Below are 16,825 nucleotides of genomic sequence, written 5' to 3' on the forward strand. Positions count from 1 at the left end.
CGCCAAAGACGCGATCCTCCCAACTCCCGACTCCCGACTCCCCTAATATGTGAGACAGGCAGGCAAGATGCCTGCGCTACTCCTCACTCCTCACTCCTCACTCCCGACTCCCGACTCCCCTCAACCCTGCTACCATACGGGGATGAAGCAACAGGAGACGACGATGACCAAGGCATATGCAACTACTGCATTCTTAAAAGCGCAGGGCACTCAGTTAGAAACAGTATTTGGCTGGAGTCAGCGTCAACCCCATTCGATCGCTGCAAAATCATGGCTGGTCGCCTTAGAAATTTTCGTTCACGAGCATGATCTGGCTTCTGCTTACCAACGCTTTCAACTGGTTCGATCGACTCCCATCCCAGACTCTGTGATCAGCAAACTGGAGCAATATCAACCGTTCGATCGCCCGCAAGACTTACTGATATTGCTGCAAAATCAGACCCTCACCATTTTGGGGAATGGCTTCAAAAGCTACATTGATCAGGAGGGTTTGATTGATCTGAGTCCGCTCAGTCAGGAAAGCTCGCAGGTGCTCATCCAGCTATTCGCCCATCAAACCCTGGAGGACGATCTGGACACGATCGATTCCTTTGAATCCTTCCAGCAGCTTGTGGATACCCTGGAGCAAATTGGCTTACTGGCTCCGGTGGTTGGTTCAATTGACTGGGGTGATTTCAGACGACTGGCTCCCCTCTGCCATATCACCGGCTTTACGCGGGGCAATCCGATCGATCGCTACTATTTACAGAAGTTTGTGGATGAGATTCGGGAACAGGTGGTAGGAGATGTCCTGGAAGTGGGGGGCGTGCCGAAGGATCGGGAGTTTTACCAGTTCGATCGGGCAAATTCCTACCGCATTATGAACCTGGAAGCGGGGGCTGGGGTTGATCTGGTGGGGGATGTGCATGATCCCAATCTAGTGGAACCCGATTCTTTGGATAGCCTGGTGATTTTCAATGTGTTGGAGCATTGCTACGCCCCCTGGATTGCTGTGGAAAATATTCATCGCTGGCTCAAACCTGGTGGCAAATGCTTCTGTATGGTTCCCAATGCCCAACGCCTCCACGATCGCCCCGGTGACTTCTGGCGACCCCTGCCCGATGGAGTCAACTGGCTGTTTCGATCGTTTGCCCAAAAACAGCTTTATGTCTACGGTAATCCCCTGACAGTAATGGCCAGCTTTCATGGCATTGGCTACGAGGAATTAACGCCCGCTGAACTGGATGCCTTTCACCCCGATTACCCAGTTTCGACCTGCATCGTCGCCACTAAATAATTTCTGGAAGCAAAGTCTCCCTTCTATTCATCAGGAGGGACGACTTTCTCTAACTCTGAAATCAAAGCGGGAATACTGTTGGTTGCAGTCAGAGATTGAAGGTCGCGTTCCATAAATTACCCAGCTAGAAGACAGAATTGCTTTTCGACGTAGATAGTTGCGGCTCGTCTCGATTCCTTTGCGAGTGACCAAATCAACATCCCGCTGAAAAAGCAGTTTTAACTCATCCTCCATGTAAGCTAGGTCAAATAGAGTGGGATGAGCTTCTGAGTGAAATTGCACCATCACATCAATGTCACTATCCGATCGAAAATCATCTCGCAGAACGGAGCTAAACAGCGCAAACTCCACAACCTGCCATTTACGACAAAATTCAGCAATTTCTTCCATTGGGAGTTCGATCGCAGGAACGGTCATTCGCTCACTTCACAGACTTCATCTCAAGCTTAGAGCCATTTTAGAAAACCACAGTAGAAAACAGCAAAGGAAGCCAGGTAAGTAAATATGATCAATCGGTGGGTGGATTCAGTGCGCCATTGGGCGATCGGTTTTTGGGGGCTAGTATTCAGCTGTGTTTTATTGCTGACTGGTTGTCAATCTGCTCCCCCAGTAGACAATGGCGTGGTGCATCTCACCCTCTGGCACGGGATTAATCCCCCTTCCAACCGGGATGTGTTTGTCGAGTTAGTGGAGGAGTTTAACCGAACGCATTCTGATGTTCAGGTGGAACAACTTTATGTGGGACAAGCCGATCAACAGCTTCCCAAAATTCTGACAGCGGTGGTGGGAAATGCATCACCGGATATGCTCTGGTTTGACTCCTTGCTGACGGGGCAACTAGTGGAACTGGAAGCGATTCAACCGATCGAGGATTGGCTGGATCAATCACCCTTGAAGTCAGACATCGATCCCGCGCTGTTGGAAGGCATGGAGTTAGAAGATCATCTCTGGTCTGTACCCTTTACCACCAGCAATCTTGGCATTTTCTATCGTCCCAGTCTGCTCGAAGCCGCAGGTGTTACCGAACTGCCCGAAACCTGGGAGCAGTTCCGCGAGGTGGCGCAGCAGTTAACCCGCGATGCCAATGGCGATGGCAGACCGGATCAATTTGGCATGGTGCTGCCGTTGGGAAAAGGTGAATGGACGGTGTTTAGTTGGCTCCCCTTTCTATTCAGTGCAGGCGGTGAAATGATTCAAGACAACCAGCCAACTCTGGTGAACCCAGGGGCGATCGCAGCCCTGGAGTTTTGGAGCAATTTACTCCAGGATGGTTCCGCAATCCTTTCCCAGCCCGAACGCGGTTATGAGCAGGACGATTTCATTCGGGGACGAGTCGCCATGCAGATTACTGGCCCCTGGACACTTGGGTTTCTGGAGCAAACGGGCATTGATTTTGATGTGATGCCCATTCCCAAAGCTCAGACTGCCGCCACGATCGTCGGTGGAGCCAATTTATTCGTGATGAAAACCACACCAGAGCGGGAACAAGCTGCCCTGAAATTCCTGGAATACGTCCTCAGCGAACCCTTTCAGGTAAAGTGGGCGATCGACACGGGCGCACTCCCCATCAGCCTCAAAGCCAGAGAAAATCCCGACTACCAGGACTACATCGCCACCCAACCCCTCCTGAATGTATTTCTAGACCAGATGCCCACCGCCCGATCGCGTCCCAATATTCCTGGCTATGCTCGCCTATCGGAAAACCTGGGCAAGGCGATCGAAGAAACCCTCCTGACCCACTCGCCAGAATCAGCCCTTGAAAAAGCCCAGAGACGGTTGGATTTGATTTGGGAGTGAGGAGTGAGGAGTAAGGAGTGAGGGTGGAAAGTAGGGGCGCATTGCGATGCGTCTATGCAGGGAGTCAGGAGTCAGGAGAAACACCGTAGCGCAGGCATCTTGCCTGTCAGAGATATACGGACTTCTACCAATGAAATACTCCGCATGGTACTGAAATTCTTGTGGGGTGGGCATCTTGCCCGCCCAGTCAACAGAGTAAAACGCTTTACAGGTTATTTAATCCATGATCCTAAGGGATCTGCAACCAAATAGCATCCCAATTTTTGAAAAAATCGACTGTAAGGGCGCACTGCTGTGCGCCCCTAACGGGGTATGTTGTTTTGCCACATCCCCCTTAACCTACCCACCTCCTCTCCTGACTCCTGACTCCTGACTCCTGACTCCTCACGCCGGATAAATCCGAATCCGCCGATTGGGTTCCTCCCCAAAACTGGCCGACTTTAGGCGATAGTGTTCCACCAGCTCATGCTGCATCTTACGCACCTTGGCCGATCGCGGCAGTAGCTCAACGGGCTGTCCCTTCGGAATCACGATCTGCTCAACCGCTAACCGGGCTTCCTCCAGAGCTTCAATTTCATCCTCGTCAGCATCCCGGTAGAACAGGGTCAAATCCGCTACTTCTCCAGTACCACTGCTATCCAGACGGAGCATCCGCTGCAGGGCGCGAATCAGTTGGGGGAGGCTGTTCGATTTGACCGGATGAATCGGCAACTGTCGGTTTTTGGCCAGAAGCCGTAGCTTCGAGTGATTTTTGATGTGCGATCGCAAGGCCAGTACCGCATCTGCACTGTCAATATCCTTGGTCAGCACCACGGGCAGATTCATGGTTTGAATCACCTGTTCCAACTGATGTCGACTGATGGCATAGGGATACACATGCAACGGCAAATCTTCACCGTTGGGTCCAGTGACTGGGGGTTCTCCCATCTCCTCCATCGCATAGGAGTCTGCCATCGAATCATTCAAAAGTTGATCAAACTGCTGATGTTCTGATAGAGGTTCAGCATCAGGCACAGGCTCTAGTGGAACTGCTCCACCCAGGTCATTCCGCTTGTAGGACGGCAGCGCAGGTAAACGCCCGGAAGACCGCCAGCCCCCCCGTGAGCTACCTCTTGTTCCCGTGGTAGCCGTTCCAAAGGGGAGTTGTCCGGCTGCAGCAGGTTTGGCTTGAGGTTTTTCCTGCGTGATCACCACCTTGCCCTGTTCATCAACGGTACGCACCTGAGGACTAGGCTCTCGTCCTCGCAGCAGCGTATCCACCGTTTCAGACACATCCTGATGCACCACCCACTTTTGCCGTTCCAACATTTCCACCGCAATGTCAAAGGTGGGCGGAGCCTTGCGTTCTAACACGCTTTTCTGACTGCCTCGACGACGGGCTTCTTCATCCCCCAGGGTGACGGATTGAATACCGCCTACCAGGTCTGATAGGGTCGGGTTCTTAATTAGGTTCTCAATCCGATTGCCGTGGGCCGTTCCAACCAGTTGAACCCCTCGTTCGGCGATCGTCCGGGCGGCTAGAGCTTCCAGTTCAGTACCAATTTCATCAATTACAATCACTTCCGGCATGTGGTTTTCCACTGCTTCAATCATCACTTGATGTTGCAGTTCTGGACGTGCCACCTGCATTCGCCGGGCGCGACCGATCGCCGGGTGAGGAATATCGCCATCGCCCGCGATCTCGTTGGATGTGTCGATGATAACGACACGCTTATCTAGCTCATTCGCCAACACACGGGCAATTTCACGCAGGGCCGTGGTTTTTCCGACCCCCGGACGACCCAACATTAGGATCGATCGCCCTGTTTCCACCAAATCTCGAATCATGTCGATCGTGCCAAAGATAGCGCGACCCACCCGGCAGGTTAGCCCAATCACCTCACCAGAGCGGTTGCGAAGGGCACTAATTCGATGTAATGTACGTTCAATCCCAGCGCGGTTGTCGCCGCTAAAAATCCCAACCCGCTCAACGCAGTATTGCAGGTCTTCCTTAGAAACCGGAATTTCCGATAGGTATTTGGAACCATCGGGAAACCGCGCTTCTGGATATCGCCCCAGGTCGAGAACCACCTCAATCAGGCGATCGCGCTCTGAGTGGGTATCGAGAATCTTGCGAATGGATTCTGGCAAGATGTCTAATAGCAAATTCAGGTCATCAGTGCTTTGTAAAGCAAACATAGGAGAGGGTGTTTTAGATGCAGTAAACCCGGACGGTTCGGAGTCAAGCTGTGGCTGTTCAGACAGATTGTGATCAGACAGATTGTGATCAGACAGATTGAAAGGATGATTGGATGGGTTAATACCTTGCGATGTCATGGATGATGCAATGACTAAGAAGCAATCAAGCCAGGGAAACTAAATAAGGGAAACTAAATATTTGTCACAGGGTGAGTTGTGTAGCTGTTCCAGTTCAGAATCGATAAAACCTTGGCGGCGGGTAAATTTAACCCATTGTGCCAGAAATTTTTGGAATGTTTTTTTTGAATTTCATAGCGGGTTTCAGTTGCGATACAAGGGAATGGGCAAGATGCACAGCCTGCCAGAGCAAATCAGGCTCCTCCTCAAGGTGACGAGCCAGGAATCGAGCCTGCGGCATTGACCAGCAGCGATCCGCAAGCCCGGTCTTCAGAGTTGGGGATTCCCAGGCTTGATTTCTGATTTCCGCGTGCTCTAATTGTTCCAATACCGGAGCCAACAACGCGCGAGCATAACTGCCATAGGCGATGCCAGCAATCAAGCGATCTGAAGAGGATGCATCCTGCTGATGTAGTAACCCTAGAGCCTTAAGTTTCTCTGCCGTGTGGCTGTTGGTACCACCTGCGAGCTGTACATATCCGGGTGGTCCAGCCTGCAAAACTTTCTGACCTAGCTTGACGGCTGCACGGGTTGCTCCAGCCCCAATGTCTCCACTCATGGGTCTACCATCGGTTTGCCAGATTAAAGAGCAGGGAAGGGGACGAATGATGTCATACAGGGCCCAGAGATAATCGATCAGCCCTTCACCGTCCGGACAACTAATGGCAATCAGCTTGAGGTCAAACACGAAGGGACGAATGGCTGCCCACAATCGCTTGAAATCTTCCAGTCGCCCAACCTGAGTATGAATTTCAACGGCATCTACACCGGATAAAACCAATGGAGCGATCGAAGCTGGAGTAGATACGTAGGATCGCGTCGTGATCGTTTGGATTGGACAAATGGGGACACACCGCCCACAGCCATAGCAGCTCGCTTCGACTACGCCAGCATAGGAAGGATTAAAGACGATCGCTTGGGCTGGACAAATTGCCTCACAGGGACGCGCACAGTCTGGCGGACATTGCTCTGGATCGAAGGTCGCCTTACGGAAATGGGGATCTTCGCCATCGTTGAGGCTGACCATGAGCCAGGGCATAGCACCCGCCCGATTGAACCCTTTCTGCTCAGCCGCACCCTGCCAGTGAGAAGCAACCGCCAGAGCAGAACGAGCAGCATTGATTACAGCTGGGTCGGCTGCAACATCTACACAGTCTGCACCCGCCAGGGTATAGGCCAACACTAGATTCCGAATGGCAGGGAGGTGTTGGAAGCTGGCTCCACAAATCAATTTGAACCAGCTACCCTCCCTTAAGGATCGTAAGGGATGGTACAAATCAATCGCCCTTACACAATTAAGGGGTGTACAGAGGGGGCGACTATAGCAGCTATCAACTACAGTGCGTTGCTACAGTCTACTACAAGGATAACGAACTTCAATGTATCGCGCATATCCTTAAACAAAATGATCCCCATGATCCCCGTTGCTCTCTTTCCAGTCCCAACCCTGGTTTGAGTCAGAAAGAGCTTGTGGCGATCGGGGGAGCATCATCAGCACCCATATTTCTTGACCCAGCAAGACTCATGCAGCAGTCACAAACTCCCGGAGAGGTTTCCACTGAAAAACGCGCCCCCCTCCCATCTCTAAAACTATTTTGATTCGAGGCTCGACGGTTGGCAGTGTCGTTAAGTATTGTAGTTCTTGTTGGGAAAGGATAGCCCCTTCCATGATCCAAATCAGCAAGCCCTTCGCTTTGGCTGGCAGTGCATCCAGTTGGGTCTTTGCAATGGGAGCAGCATAGTAGACGTAACCAACTGCACCATCTCGCCCGGTCGTTTTCTTGCCCAGATGGGGTGGACGCACACCATGTACATCGAATAGATAGGCAGAGAGATCACCCAAGCCTCTGGCAGTGATGTTCAAAACTTCATATCCGGCTGCTCTGGCACGACGCTGATAACGGCCCTCAGCTCCACCCTCCAGGGGAACACAAACCCCCAGGGCCCCTGATGCTTCTAACTCTTTAATAAACTTTTTCCCGGTCGTGATGAGTGCCATAGGTTGTTGCCTCGTGTTAAAGCCTTGCTGGAATCCATTGCAGGATTGCATCTCAATCTTTCATCTCAATCAATGATTATAGAGAAGTGCCGATCGCCCATCAACTGCTTACAGCGGATTTTCTTTTCTGGTGCTGTTTAGCTTCATTCAGCATTCATTCCAGTTGAGGCTTCGTCGAACGTTGAGGACATGCGGAAAAACAACACCTGGCAAGGACATACAGCCTGACTGAACAAAGATAATCAAACAAAGACTAGACAATTAGGCAAAGTTTGTTTTATCATTAGTAGCTGTTGCCTAAATAAACCGAACGGGACTTCTTTGGTAAAGGGAAGCGACAGGTTTTTCTCAGTTGTTTGCCCAGCTTAATGGTGTTATGGGCTGAGGAGTGTTAACTGAGGTTAAGGCATGAAGGTCATTTACTCTGTAACCAGGTGAATGGCTTCGTCAGGAAGGGTCAATCTCCGACCTGTAGGGGGAAGAGATTTTAGGGCAGAGCCTCAAGGATACTGGACGGGTCAACTGTCTAAGTCTTGGCTTTAGCCAACGTCGCTAATGCAAAATAATGCGGCTTTTCATCCTTCAAGCCCTCTTGAAGATAGTGGGGATCATGAATTGCAGAAATTGCGCAGCCTTTTGGGGCTGGGTTTCTCTGTGATGTTGCCTCACGATAATTGATTCACAAGTTTGCTGGACTAGCGGATATCGCCAGTCCCGTTACTTTGCGGTGTTTAGAACAAGGGAGAACCCCTACTGTGTCTGTTGGTATTCTTGGCACAAAACTCGGCATGACCCAAATCTTTGACGAAGAGTCCGGGATTGCAATTCCTGTGACCGTCGTTCAAGCGGGCCCATGCACCATCACACAAATTAAGACCAAAGAAACGGACGGCTATTCTGCTGTTCAGGTTGGCTATGGTGAAGTCGCGGCTAAAGCCCTTAACAAGCCAGAGCTAGGTCATCTTGCAAAATCAGGCGCACCTCCGCTCCGTCACCTGGAGGAGTATCGCACCAATGGCTCGGATCAGTTTGAGTTAGGTCAGCAGCTCAAAGCAGATGCTTTCGAGGCGGGACAACTCGTTGATGTAACTGGGACAAGTATTGGTCGAGGGTTCGCAGGATATCAAAAACGACATAACTTCAAACGTGAACCAATGGGTCACGGTTCCAAGAACCATCGTTTGCCAGGTTCAACGGGTGCAGGGACAACTCCTGGTCGAGTTTATCCCGGTAAGCGGATGGCAGGTCAGATGGGCAATGTTCAAGTCACAATTCGCAAATTGACTGTTGCGAGGGTGGACGCTGAGCGGGACTTGATCTTAATCAAAGGTGCTGTACCCGGTAAGCCAGGTGCATTACTGAACATTAAGCCTGCAAAAACGATAGGAAAGAAGGGCTAAGGGTTGGGTCAGCGATGATCCCCAGCCTTCAGCGATTTAGCAGTCGCTAGGGAATAGAGACAGAGGTTATGGTTAACTGCGTAGTAAAAAACTGGCAGGGCGAAGAGGTCGGGCAGGCTTCTTTAGACCTGAAGGTGGCTAAAGACGAGTCCGCATCCCATATCGTGCATCGGGCTTTAGTGCGCCAAATGAACAATTCCCGCCAGGGAACCGCTTCAACGAAAACTCGTGCTGAAGTACGGGGGGGTGGACGCAAACCCTGGCGGCAAAAAGGGACGGGACGTGCCCGTGCAGGTTCCATTCGATCGCCTCTATGGCGAGGGGGCGGTGTCATCTTTGGCCCAAGCCTAGAGACTATTCCGTCAAGATGAACCGTAAGGAGCGTCGTTTGGCGTTGCGAACGGCTTTTCAAAATCGCACAGACGACTTGATTGTGGTTGAGGATTTTGCAGCAGAATTGCCTCGTCCAAAAACAAAGGATCTGGTGCAGGCCATGTCTCGCTGGGGAATTGAGCCGGATTCCAAAGTGCTGATTGTTGTAGCAGAACGGAATGAGAACGTTTACCTCTCTTCCCGTAATCTCAGCAAGGTGCGGTTGATTTCCGCTAACAACCTGAACGTGTTCGACCTTTTGGCAGCCGATCGCATTGTGGCAACTCAGTCTGCCCTTGACATGATTCAGGAGGTTTACGGTGATGACTAAGGCATTGGATTTTCGCAAACTCCCTGACCTGATTCGTCGTCCGATTGTGACGGAGAAGGCAACGCGGTTGCTAGAGGACAACAAGTACACCTTTGAGGTGTCTCCTAAGGCAACGAAGCCGGAAATTAAGGCAGCGATCGAAGATTTGTTTGATGTGTCTGTAATACAGATCAACACCACAAACCCTCCCCGCAAGAAACGCCGGGTTGGCCGGTTTGCTGGACATCGATCGCAGTACAAGCGGGCTGTTGTCACACTGGCTCCTGGGGATTCAATTACGCTGTTCCCCGAAGTCTAATTCGTGAAGTCTAGAAGTATTCCAGAGAATTTGAGCTATGGGCATTCGTTACTACCGACCCTATACCCCTGGAACCCGTGAACGGGTGGTTTCTGACTTCGCGGAGGTGACTCGTAGCGAACCAGAAAAATCCTTGACGGTTTCCATTCACCGTCCTAAAGGGCGGAATAATCGCGGTGTCATTACCTGCCGTCATCGGGGTGGCGGTCATAAGCGGCTTTACCGCATCATTGATTTCCATCGCAACAAGCACAACATTCCAGCAAAAGTGGCTTCGATCGAGTACGATCCCAACCGCAATGCTCGGATTGCCCTCTTGCATTATCAAGATGGCGAGAAGCGTTATATCCTGCACCCAGCAAACCTGGCTGTGGGCACAACTGTGATTTCTGGCCCCGATGCACCGTTTGAGGTGGGTAACGCATTACCGCTTGGCAATATGCCATTGGGAACTACGGTTCACAATGTTGAACTGGTGCCCGGTAAGGGTGGTCAGATTGTTCGGGCGGCTGGAACTTCAGCTCAGTTAGTTGCTAAAGAAGGTAACTTTGTCACCCTGAGGCTGCCTTCCACTGAAGTGCGGATGGTACGACGTGAGTGCTACGCCACCATTGGTCAAGTAGGTAACGCGGATGTCCGCAATACCAGCCTGGGCAAAGCCGGACGCAAACGGTGGAAAGGGCGTAGACCGGAAGTTCGCGGTAGTGTGATGAACCCGGTGGATCACCCACATGGTGGGGGGAAGGACGGGCTCCGATTGGTCGTTCTGGCCCAGTGACTCCCTGGGGTAAACCAGCTCTCGGCGCAAAAACTCGCAAGAAGAAAAAGCTGAGTAATGCCCTTATCGTTCGTCGTCGTCGTCGCACCTCGAAGCGGAGAAGAGGCGGACGTGAATCCTAATTCATTGGATTTTAGATGCCGATTTTAGATTGATCGCTTAACCTAGCCATCCAAAATCCACAATCCACAATCCAAAATCCAATTGCTTTAGAGGTTAATCAACGTCATGTCTCGATCGCTTAAAAAAGGTCCATTTGTTGCCGATCACCTACTTAAAAAGGTTGAGGTTCTCAACTCAAAGGGTGAGAAGCAAGTCATTAAAACCTGGTCCAGGGCATCCACCATTCTGCCCCAGATGATTGGTCATACGATCGCGGTTCACAACGGCCGTCAGCACGTTCCCGTCTACGTTACCGAACAAATGGTGGGCCACAAGCTCGGTGAATTTGCCCCGACTCGCACCTTCCGAGGTCACGCGAAGAGTGACAAGAAGGCTCGACGCTAAAAGGAGAAAGTTATGGCTGTCGCTCTTGGAGAAGTCAAAGCAGTTGCAAAGTACATCCGTATGTCGCCCCATAAGGTGCGTCGAGTTCTAGATCAAATTCGGGGTCGTTCCTATCGAGAGGCATTGATCATTCTAGAGTTCATGCCCTACCGTGCCTGTGAACCGATTCTGAAGGTCTTGCGATCGGCTGTAGCCAACGCAGAACACAACGAGGGGTATGACCCAGCTGATCTATTTGTCAGTCAGGCCTTTGCCGATCAAGGACCAGTGTTACGACGCTATCGTCCTCGTGCTCAAGGCCGGCCTATCAAATTCGTAAGCCGACCTGCCACATCACGATCGCTGTTGCTCCGGGTGTGGAAGACGAGGATTAATGATGCAGGTTATCGAATGCACTGTAGACAAATAGAGGATGCACCGTGGGACAAAAGATTCATCCAGTAGGCTTTCGCCTTGGTATTACACAGGAACACAAGTCGCGTTGGTTTGCCGACTTCGAGCGCTACCCCAAGCTGCTGCAAGAAGATCACATCATCCGCAATTTTCTTGAAAAGAATCCCATGCGGCTGAAAAGCTTAGAAAGTCCGGGTATTTCCCAAATTCGGATTGAGCGGAAGGCGGATCAAATCGACCTCGAAGTTCATACTGCTCGTCCTGGCGTGGTTGTTGGTCGAGGCGGACAGGGCATTGAAGAATTGCGGACAGGCTTACAGAAAGCGTTAGGGGATAGCAACCGTCAGATCCGGATCAATGTGGTCGAAGTAGCTCGGGTTGATGCAGATGCTGGACTGATTGCTGAGTATGTAGCACAGCAGCTTGAGCGACGGGTTTCCTTCCGGCGGGTTGTGCGTCAAGCCATCCAACGGGCCCAACGGGCGGGCGTTGAAGGCATCAAGATTCAGGTCAGCGGTCGTTTGAATGGAGCTGAAATTGCTCGAACCGAGTATACCCGTGAAGGGAAAGTTCCACTCCACACTCTACGGGCTGATATTGATTACGCCTATCGCACTGCACAAACCATTTACGGCATTTTGGGCATCAAAGTTTGGATCTTTAAGGGTGAAATCATCCCCGGACAAGAGGAAACTCCCCAGCCTGCCAATACCCAACCGCGTCGTCGTCAACAGCGTCGTCGCCAGCAGTACGAAGATCGATCGAATGAAGGTTAGAGGTCAACTCACGGTGAGTTCGCTCATCTGAAAGTTCCTCCCCCCTCATCCCCAGCAAGGTAAAAGCCATGTTAAGTCCTAGAAGAACTAAATTCCGCAAACAGCAGCGCGGACGCATGAAGGGAATGGCGACTGTCGGCAACAAAATCAACTTTGGTGATTTTGCATTGCAGGCTTTAGAGCCATCCTGGATTACCTCCCGCCAAATTGAAGCCAGCCGTCGAGCGATGACTCGGTACATCCGTCGGGGCGGTAAGATCTGGATTCGGATTTTCCCCGACAAGCCTGTAACCATGCGTCCCGCTGAAACCCGGATGGGTTCCGGTAAGGGAAACCCGGAGTATTGGGTAGCGGTCGTTAAGCCCGGTCGGATCTTGTTTGAAGTGGCTGGCGTACCAGAGCAAACCGCCCGTGAAGCCATGCGGCTGGCCCAGTACAAGTTGCCCATCAAAACGAAGTTCATTACGCGCGAAGCGGAGGAGTCGTAACCCATGCCTCTGCCTAAGATTGAGGAAGCTAGAGAACTGAACGATCAGGAACTCAGCGAACAAATTATTACAACGAAGAAAGAACTGTTTCAATTGCGCTTCCAGAAGGCAACTCGTCAATTGGAAAAGCCTCATCAGTTTAAGCAACTGCGGCACCGTTTAGCCCAGCTTATGACGGTGGAACGGGAACGCCAGTTGGCAACTGCTCAGGAAACTCTAGGCGCAGAATCGACAGATTCAACAAATATTGAAGAGAGTGCCGCAGAGGAGTAAGGCGTTATGGCAGTCAAGGAACGAGTTGGATTGGTCGTTAGCGACAAAATGGACAAGACGGTGGTGGTGGCGGTAGAAAACCGTGCGCCTCATCCTAAATATCGCAAGATTGTGGTGCAAACCAAGCGGTACAAAGTCCATGACGAAGAAAACAAGTGCCAGGTTGGCGATCGGGTGCGGATTCAAGAAACCCGGCCGCTCAGCCGCACCAAGCGATGGACTGTGATTGGAATTCTAGGAGGAAAGGAAGGATCCCAAGCAGCTGTTGCTCAACCTGCAGCGCAGGCAGCATCGTCTCCCCAGTCTCAAGCCAGCGAAGCACCTGAAGTGGACGAGCAGTCCGACGAATCGTCAGCAGTAGTAAACCAATCATCAGAACCGGATGAGCAGGGAGAGGAACAGTGATTCAGCAAGAAACCTATCTCAATGTGGCAGACAACAGCGGTGCCCGCAAGCTCATGTGTATTCGTGTTCTGGGCGGAAATCGTCGATATGCGAACGTGGGTGATGTGATCATTGCGGTGGTCAAAGATGCCATTCCTAACATGGCAGTGAAAAAGTCAGATGTGGTTCGAGCGGTGGTTGTACGAACCAAGAAGGGATTACGTCGGGATAGCGGTATGAGTATCCGCTTTGACGACAATGCAGCAGTCATCATCAATGCTGAAGGCAATCCCAGAGGCACACGGGTATTTGGCCCGGTCGCGCGCGAATTACGAGATAAGAACTTTATGAAGATTGTCTCTCTCGCTCCGGAGGTGCTGTAATGGCGCAAAAAACACGACAGAAAACACGGCATAAGATGCACGTTAAGAAGGGCGATACTGTCCAGATTGTTACCGGGGCAGAGAAAGGAAAGGTCGGCGAGATTCTGCGCGTTTTTCCTGAAACTAGCAAAGTGGTTGTCCAGGGGGTCAACGTTCGCACGAAGCACGTCAAGCCTCAGCAGGAAGGAGAATCGGGGCAAATTACCACTTTTGAAGCTCCGATTCACAGTTCCAACGTCATGCTTTATTCCACCAAGCAGAAAGTCGCCAGTCGAGTCTGCTATACCTTCAACGACGAAGGCCGTAAGGTGCGGATGCTCAAGAAGACTGGAGAAGTCATCGATTAGAGATGCGTCTCATCAATTCAATCATCCCTGACCAAGACCAGGGAAAACAGAGGTAAGCACTATGTCACAACGACTAAAGACCCTTTATCAAGAGACTATTGTTCCTAAGTTGATGGAGCAGTTTCAATATACGAACATCCATCAAGTTCCCAAGGTTGTGAAGGTAACCGTGAACCGGGGACTAGGGGAAGCAGCTCAGAACGCAAAGGCGTTGGAATCTTCTCTCAGTGAGATCGCTCTGGTGACAGGACAAAAGCCCGTTGTCACTCGCGCCAAGAAGGCGATCGCTGGGTTCAAAATCCGGAAGGGTATGCCTGTCGGAATTATGGTGACGTTGCGTTCCGATCGGATGTATGCCTTTCTAGATCGATTTATCAACTTGTCTCTGCCCAGAATTCGAGACTTTCGGGGTGTTAGCCCCAAGAGCTTTGATGGACGAGGCAACTACACCTTGGGCGTTCGGGAACAGTTAATTTTCCCAGAAGTGGAATATGACTCCATCGACCAGATTCGCGGCATGGACATCTCAATCATCACCACTGCTAATACCGATGAAGAGGGTCGCGCCTTATTAAAAGAATTAGGAATGCCCTTTCGGGATAACTGAGGCAGTTTCGCAAAGAGGAAACTATGGCGGCTAACGACACAATTGCAGATATGCTGACGCGCATTCGGAATGCGAATTTGGCGCGACATCAAACGACAGAAGTTCCATCCACCAAAATGACGCGAAGCATTGCGAAGGTGCTTCAGGAGGAGGGCTTTATCACCGAGTTTTCGGAACAGGAAGATGGCCCGAAGCGATCGCTGGTGATTTCTCTCAAATACAAGGGTAGAAATCGTCGTCCCATTATTACAGCACTCAAGCGGGTCAGCAAACCAGGGTTACGAGTTTACTCAAACCGAAAAGAGTTGCCCAGAGTTCTGGGAGGAATTGGTATTGCCATCATTTCAACATCGAGCGGCATCATGACCGATCGTGATGCTCGTCGGCAAGGATTGGGTGGAGAAGTCCTCTGTTATGTCTGGTAGGGCAGCATGGTCGTTAGTTTTTAGTGATGGATGTTTGTTGTCAAAGTCTGGGAGCAGGCAATTAGCAGCAAACCATTCACGATCAACAGCTAACCACTAACACGTATCTAGGAGAAGCGTATATGTCTCGTATTGGTAAACGCCCTATTCCGATTCCCCAAAAGGTGACGATTGCGATCGATGGTCAGCAGGTTGCGGTCAAAGGCCCGAAAGGAGAACTTTCTCGCGTCCTACCCCGGGAGGTAGAAATCGTTCAAGATAGTGACACAGTTTTGGTCAATCGGCGCAATGAATCACGGCTGGCTCGTCAGCAACACGGACTTTGCCGTACGCTGGTGGCCAACATGGTGGAAGGGGTGTCTCAAGGCTTCCAAAAGCGTCTGGAAATTCAAGGTGTGGGTTATCGGGCCCAGGTTCAAGGGCGAAACTTGGTTCTCAACGTGGGGTACAGCCATCAGATCCACATTGAGCCACCAGAAGGCATTCAACTCGCTGTTGAAAACAATACCAACGTCATTGTTACAGGGATCGACAAAGAAGCAGTGGGCAACATTGCTGCTCAAATTCGGGCAGTGCGTCCCCCAGAGCCTTACAAAGGTAAAGGAATCCGTTATGCAGGGGAAGCAGTCCGACGCAAGGCTGGTAAGGCAGGGAAGAAATAGATTATGAAACTCAGTCGCAAAGAAGCCACTCGACGGCGGCATAGTCGAATTCGTCGGAAGGTCACAGGAACATCAGAGCGTCCCAGGTTGGCCGTCTTTCGTTCTAATCAGCACATCTACGCTCAGGTGATTGATGATTCTCGTCATCACACTATTGTGTCTGCATCAACCTTAGAAGCTGATTTACGATCAGAATTGGAAACAGGGGCGAACTGTGATGCTTCTGCTAAGGTGGGTAAGTTGCTGGCGGAACGTGCTCTTGCCAAAGGAATCCAACAGGTTGTGTTCGATCGAGGTGGCAAACTCTATCACGGTCGGGTTAAGGCATTGGCAGATGCCGCTAGAGAAGGCGGATTAGACTTCTAAAACCAGTCGAAAGGGAGGGACTAAAAGATGGCGAATCGTCGCAAAAGTAACAAAGCAAAGGAAAAAGAAACCGATTGGCAGGAGCGAGTTGTTCAGATTCGTCGGGTCACGAAGGTGGTCAAAGGCGGTAAAAAACTGAGCTTCCGAGCGATCGTTGTGGTTGGCAACGAGCGCGGCCAGGTCGGTGTTGGAGTAGGCAAGGCCAGCGATGTGATTGGTGCCGTGCGTAAGGGTGTTGTGGACGGCAAAAAACATCTGGTCACAGTTCCCCTGACAAAAGCCAACTCAATTCCCCATCCGGTGAATGGGGCTGGGGGTGGAGCGAAGGTGATGATGCGTCCGGCGGCACCTGGAACGGGGGTAATTGCTGGAGGTGCTGTTCGTACAGTACTTGAGCTAGCGGGTGTTCGCAATATTCTGGCGAAACAGCTCGGTTCAGATAATCCCCTTAACAACGCCCGGGCTGCTGCCAATGCGCTTGCTTCACTGCGAACGCTCTCTGAGGTGGCAGAGGAACGAGATATTCCGCTCGAAAATCTTTATGCCTAGTTGCATAAGCTGGGACAGCCTTTAATCACTGATTGATTTGAACTTAATCTGATTTTGCT

Annotated in this window: 19 protein-coding genes and 4 pseudogenes; 19 read left to right on the plus strand and 4 right to left on the minus strand. The window is 51.2% G+C overall.

Annotation, left to right across the window (positions count from 1 at the left end):
* The first annotated feature begins 67 nt into the window (after positions 1-67).
* Positions 68-1,276, plus strand: coding sequence for a methyltransferase domain-containing protein (locus tag ACM1PF_RS16980; protein WP_416676455.1), 1,209 nt, complete (start codon positions 68-70; stop codon positions 1,274-1,276).
* A gap of 30 nt (positions 1,277-1,306) precedes the next feature.
* Here ACM1PF_RS16980 and ACM1PF_RS16985 read toward each other — a convergent pair whose 3' ends face one another.
* Positions 1,307-1,693, minus strand: coding sequence for a nucleotidyltransferase family protein (locus tag ACM1PF_RS16985; protein ID WP_416676456.1), 387 nt, complete (start codon positions 1,691-1,693; stop codon positions 1,307-1,309).
* A gap of 87 nt (positions 1,694-1,780) precedes the next feature.
* Between ACM1PF_RS16985 and ACM1PF_RS16990 the strand changes: the two genes are divergently transcribed.
* Positions 1,781-3,073 carry an ABC transporter substrate-binding protein gene (locus ACM1PF_RS16990; protein ID WP_416676457.1) on the plus strand — a complete coding sequence of 431 codons (1,293 nt, stop codon included), beginning with the start codon at positions 1,781-1,783 and terminating at the stop codon, positions 3,071-3,073.
* A gap of 384 nt (positions 3,074-3,457) precedes the next feature.
* Here ACM1PF_RS16990 and ACM1PF_RS16995 read toward each other — a convergent pair whose 3' ends face one another.
* From ACM1PF_RS16995 to ndhN, 3 genes are all read right to left on the minus strand, one after another.
* Positions 3,458-5,251 carry a R3H domain-containing nucleic acid-binding protein gene (locus ACM1PF_RS16995; RefSeq protein WP_416676694.1) on the minus strand — a complete coding sequence of 598 codons (1,794 nt, stop codon included), beginning with the start codon at positions 5,249-5,251 and terminating at the stop codon, positions 3,458-3,460.
* Positions 5,252-5,516: 265 nt separating this feature from the next.
* Complete coding sequence (gene ldpA / locus ACM1PF_RS17000) at positions 5,517-6,710, minus strand: circadian clock protein LdpA (RefSeq protein ID WP_416676695.1); 1,194 nt, start codon at positions 6,708-6,710, stop codon at positions 5,517-5,519.
* Positions 6,711-6,950: 240 nt separating this feature from the next.
* Complete coding sequence (gene ndhN, locus ACM1PF_RS17005; protein WP_416676458.1) at positions 6,951-7,427, minus strand: NAD(P)H-quinone oxidoreductase subunit N; 477 nt, start codon at positions 7,425-7,427, stop codon at positions 6,951-6,953.
* A 755-nt stretch (positions 7,428-8,182) separates the two neighbouring features.
* Here ndhN and rplC point away from each other — a divergent pair.
* From rplC to rpsE, 17 genes and pseudogenes are all read left to right on the plus strand, one after another.
* Positions 8,183-8,827 (plus strand): 50S ribosomal protein L3, encoded by a 645-nt coding sequence (gene rplC, locus ACM1PF_RS17010; protein WP_416676459.1) that lies wholly within the window; start codon positions 8,183-8,185, stop codon positions 8,825-8,827.
* A 68-nt stretch (positions 8,828-8,895) separates the two neighbouring features.
* A pseudogene (gene rplD, locus ACM1PF_RS17015) lies at positions 8,896-9,530 on the plus strand (50S ribosomal protein L4).
* Positions 9,523-9,828 (plus strand): 50S ribosomal protein L23, encoded by a 306-nt coding sequence (locus ACM1PF_RS17020; protein WP_416676460.1) that lies wholly within the window; start codon positions 9,523-9,525, stop codon positions 9,826-9,828. The pseudogene rplD and the gene ACM1PF_RS17020 overlap by 8 nt, the downstream one beginning before the upstream one ends.
* A 37-nt stretch (positions 9,829-9,865) precedes the next feature.
* Positions 9,866-10,728 (plus strand): annotated as a pseudogene (rplB, locus tag ACM1PF_RS17025) (50S ribosomal protein L2).
* Between the two features lie 106 nt (positions 10,729-10,834).
* Positions 10,835-11,113 carry a 30S ribosomal protein S19 gene (gene rpsS / locus ACM1PF_RS17030; RefSeq protein WP_416676461.1) on the plus strand — a complete coding sequence of 93 codons (279 nt, stop codon included), beginning with the start codon at positions 10,835-10,837 and terminating at the stop codon, positions 11,111-11,113.
* A 12-nt stretch (positions 11,114-11,125) separates the two neighbouring features.
* A pseudogene (rplV, locus tag ACM1PF_RS17035) lies at positions 11,126-11,487 on the plus strand (50S ribosomal protein L22).
* A gap of 45 nt (positions 11,488-11,532) precedes the next feature.
* A complete protein-coding gene (gene rpsC / locus ACM1PF_RS17040; RefSeq protein ID WP_416676462.1) occupies positions 11,533-12,282 on the plus strand; it encodes a 30S ribosomal protein S3 in 750 nt (249 codons plus the stop codon).
* 68 nt (positions 12,283-12,350) lie between these two features.
* The gene (gene rplP / locus ACM1PF_RS17045; RefSeq protein ID WP_416676463.1) at positions 12,351-12,770 is read left to right on the plus strand and encodes a 50S ribosomal protein L16; all 420 of its coding nucleotides are present in this window, start codon (positions 12,351-12,353) and stop codon (positions 12,768-12,770) included.
* A 3-nt stretch (positions 12,771-12,773) separates the two neighbouring features.
* A complete protein-coding gene (gene rpmC / locus ACM1PF_RS17050) occupies positions 12,774-13,043 on the plus strand; it encodes a 50S ribosomal protein L29 (protein ID WP_416676464.1) in 270 nt (89 codons plus the stop codon).
* A gap of 6 nt (positions 13,044-13,049) precedes the next feature.
* A pseudogene (gene rpsQ, locus ACM1PF_RS17055) lies at positions 13,050-13,289 on the plus strand (30S ribosomal protein S17); the annotation flags it as partial.
* 155 nt (positions 13,290-13,444) lie between these two features.
* Positions 13,445-13,810 (plus strand): 50S ribosomal protein L14, encoded by a 366-nt coding sequence (gene rplN / locus ACM1PF_RS17060; protein WP_416676465.1) that lies wholly within the window; start codon positions 13,445-13,447, stop codon positions 13,808-13,810.
* Positions 13,810-14,157, plus strand: coding sequence for a 50S ribosomal protein L24 (gene rplX, locus ACM1PF_RS17065; RefSeq protein WP_416676466.1), 348 nt, complete (start codon positions 13,810-13,812; stop codon positions 14,155-14,157). Before rplN ends, rplX begins: the two co-directional genes overlap by 1 nt.
* Positions 14,158-14,218: 61 nt before the next feature.
* Complete coding sequence (rplE, locus tag ACM1PF_RS17070; RefSeq protein ID WP_416676467.1) at positions 14,219-14,764, plus strand: 50S ribosomal protein L5; 546 nt, start codon at positions 14,219-14,221, stop codon at positions 14,762-14,764.
* A gap of 23 nt (positions 14,765-14,787) precedes the next feature.
* Positions 14,788-15,189: a 30S ribosomal protein S8 gene (rpsH, locus tag ACM1PF_RS17075; protein WP_416676468.1), complete on the plus strand. Its 402-nt coding sequence runs from the start codon at positions 14,788-14,790 to the stop codon at positions 15,187-15,189.
* Positions 15,190-15,311: 122 nt separating this feature from the next.
* Positions 15,312-15,851 carry a 50S ribosomal protein L6 gene (rplF, locus tag ACM1PF_RS17080; protein ID WP_416676469.1) on the plus strand — a complete coding sequence of 180 codons (540 nt, stop codon included), beginning with the start codon at positions 15,312-15,314 and terminating at the stop codon, positions 15,849-15,851.
* 3 nt (positions 15,852-15,854) lie between these two features.
* Positions 15,855-16,217 carry a 50S ribosomal protein L18 gene (gene rplR, locus ACM1PF_RS17085; RefSeq protein ID WP_416676470.1) on the plus strand — a complete coding sequence of 121 codons (363 nt, stop codon included), beginning with the start codon at positions 15,855-15,857 and terminating at the stop codon, positions 16,215-16,217.
* 27 nt (positions 16,218-16,244) lie between these two features.
* Positions 16,245-16,766: a 30S ribosomal protein S5 gene (rpsE, locus tag ACM1PF_RS17090; RefSeq protein WP_416676471.1), complete on the plus strand. Its 522-nt coding sequence runs from the start codon at positions 16,245-16,247 to the stop codon at positions 16,764-16,766.
* The last annotated feature ends 59 nt before the right edge of the window (positions 16,767-16,825 follow it).

It is taken from the genome of Egbenema bharatensis FJBBOT/2019, assembly GCF_048077055.1.
GTDB lineage: Bacteria > Cyanobacteriota > Cyanobacteriia > Elainellales > Elainellaceae > Egbenema > Egbenema bharatensis.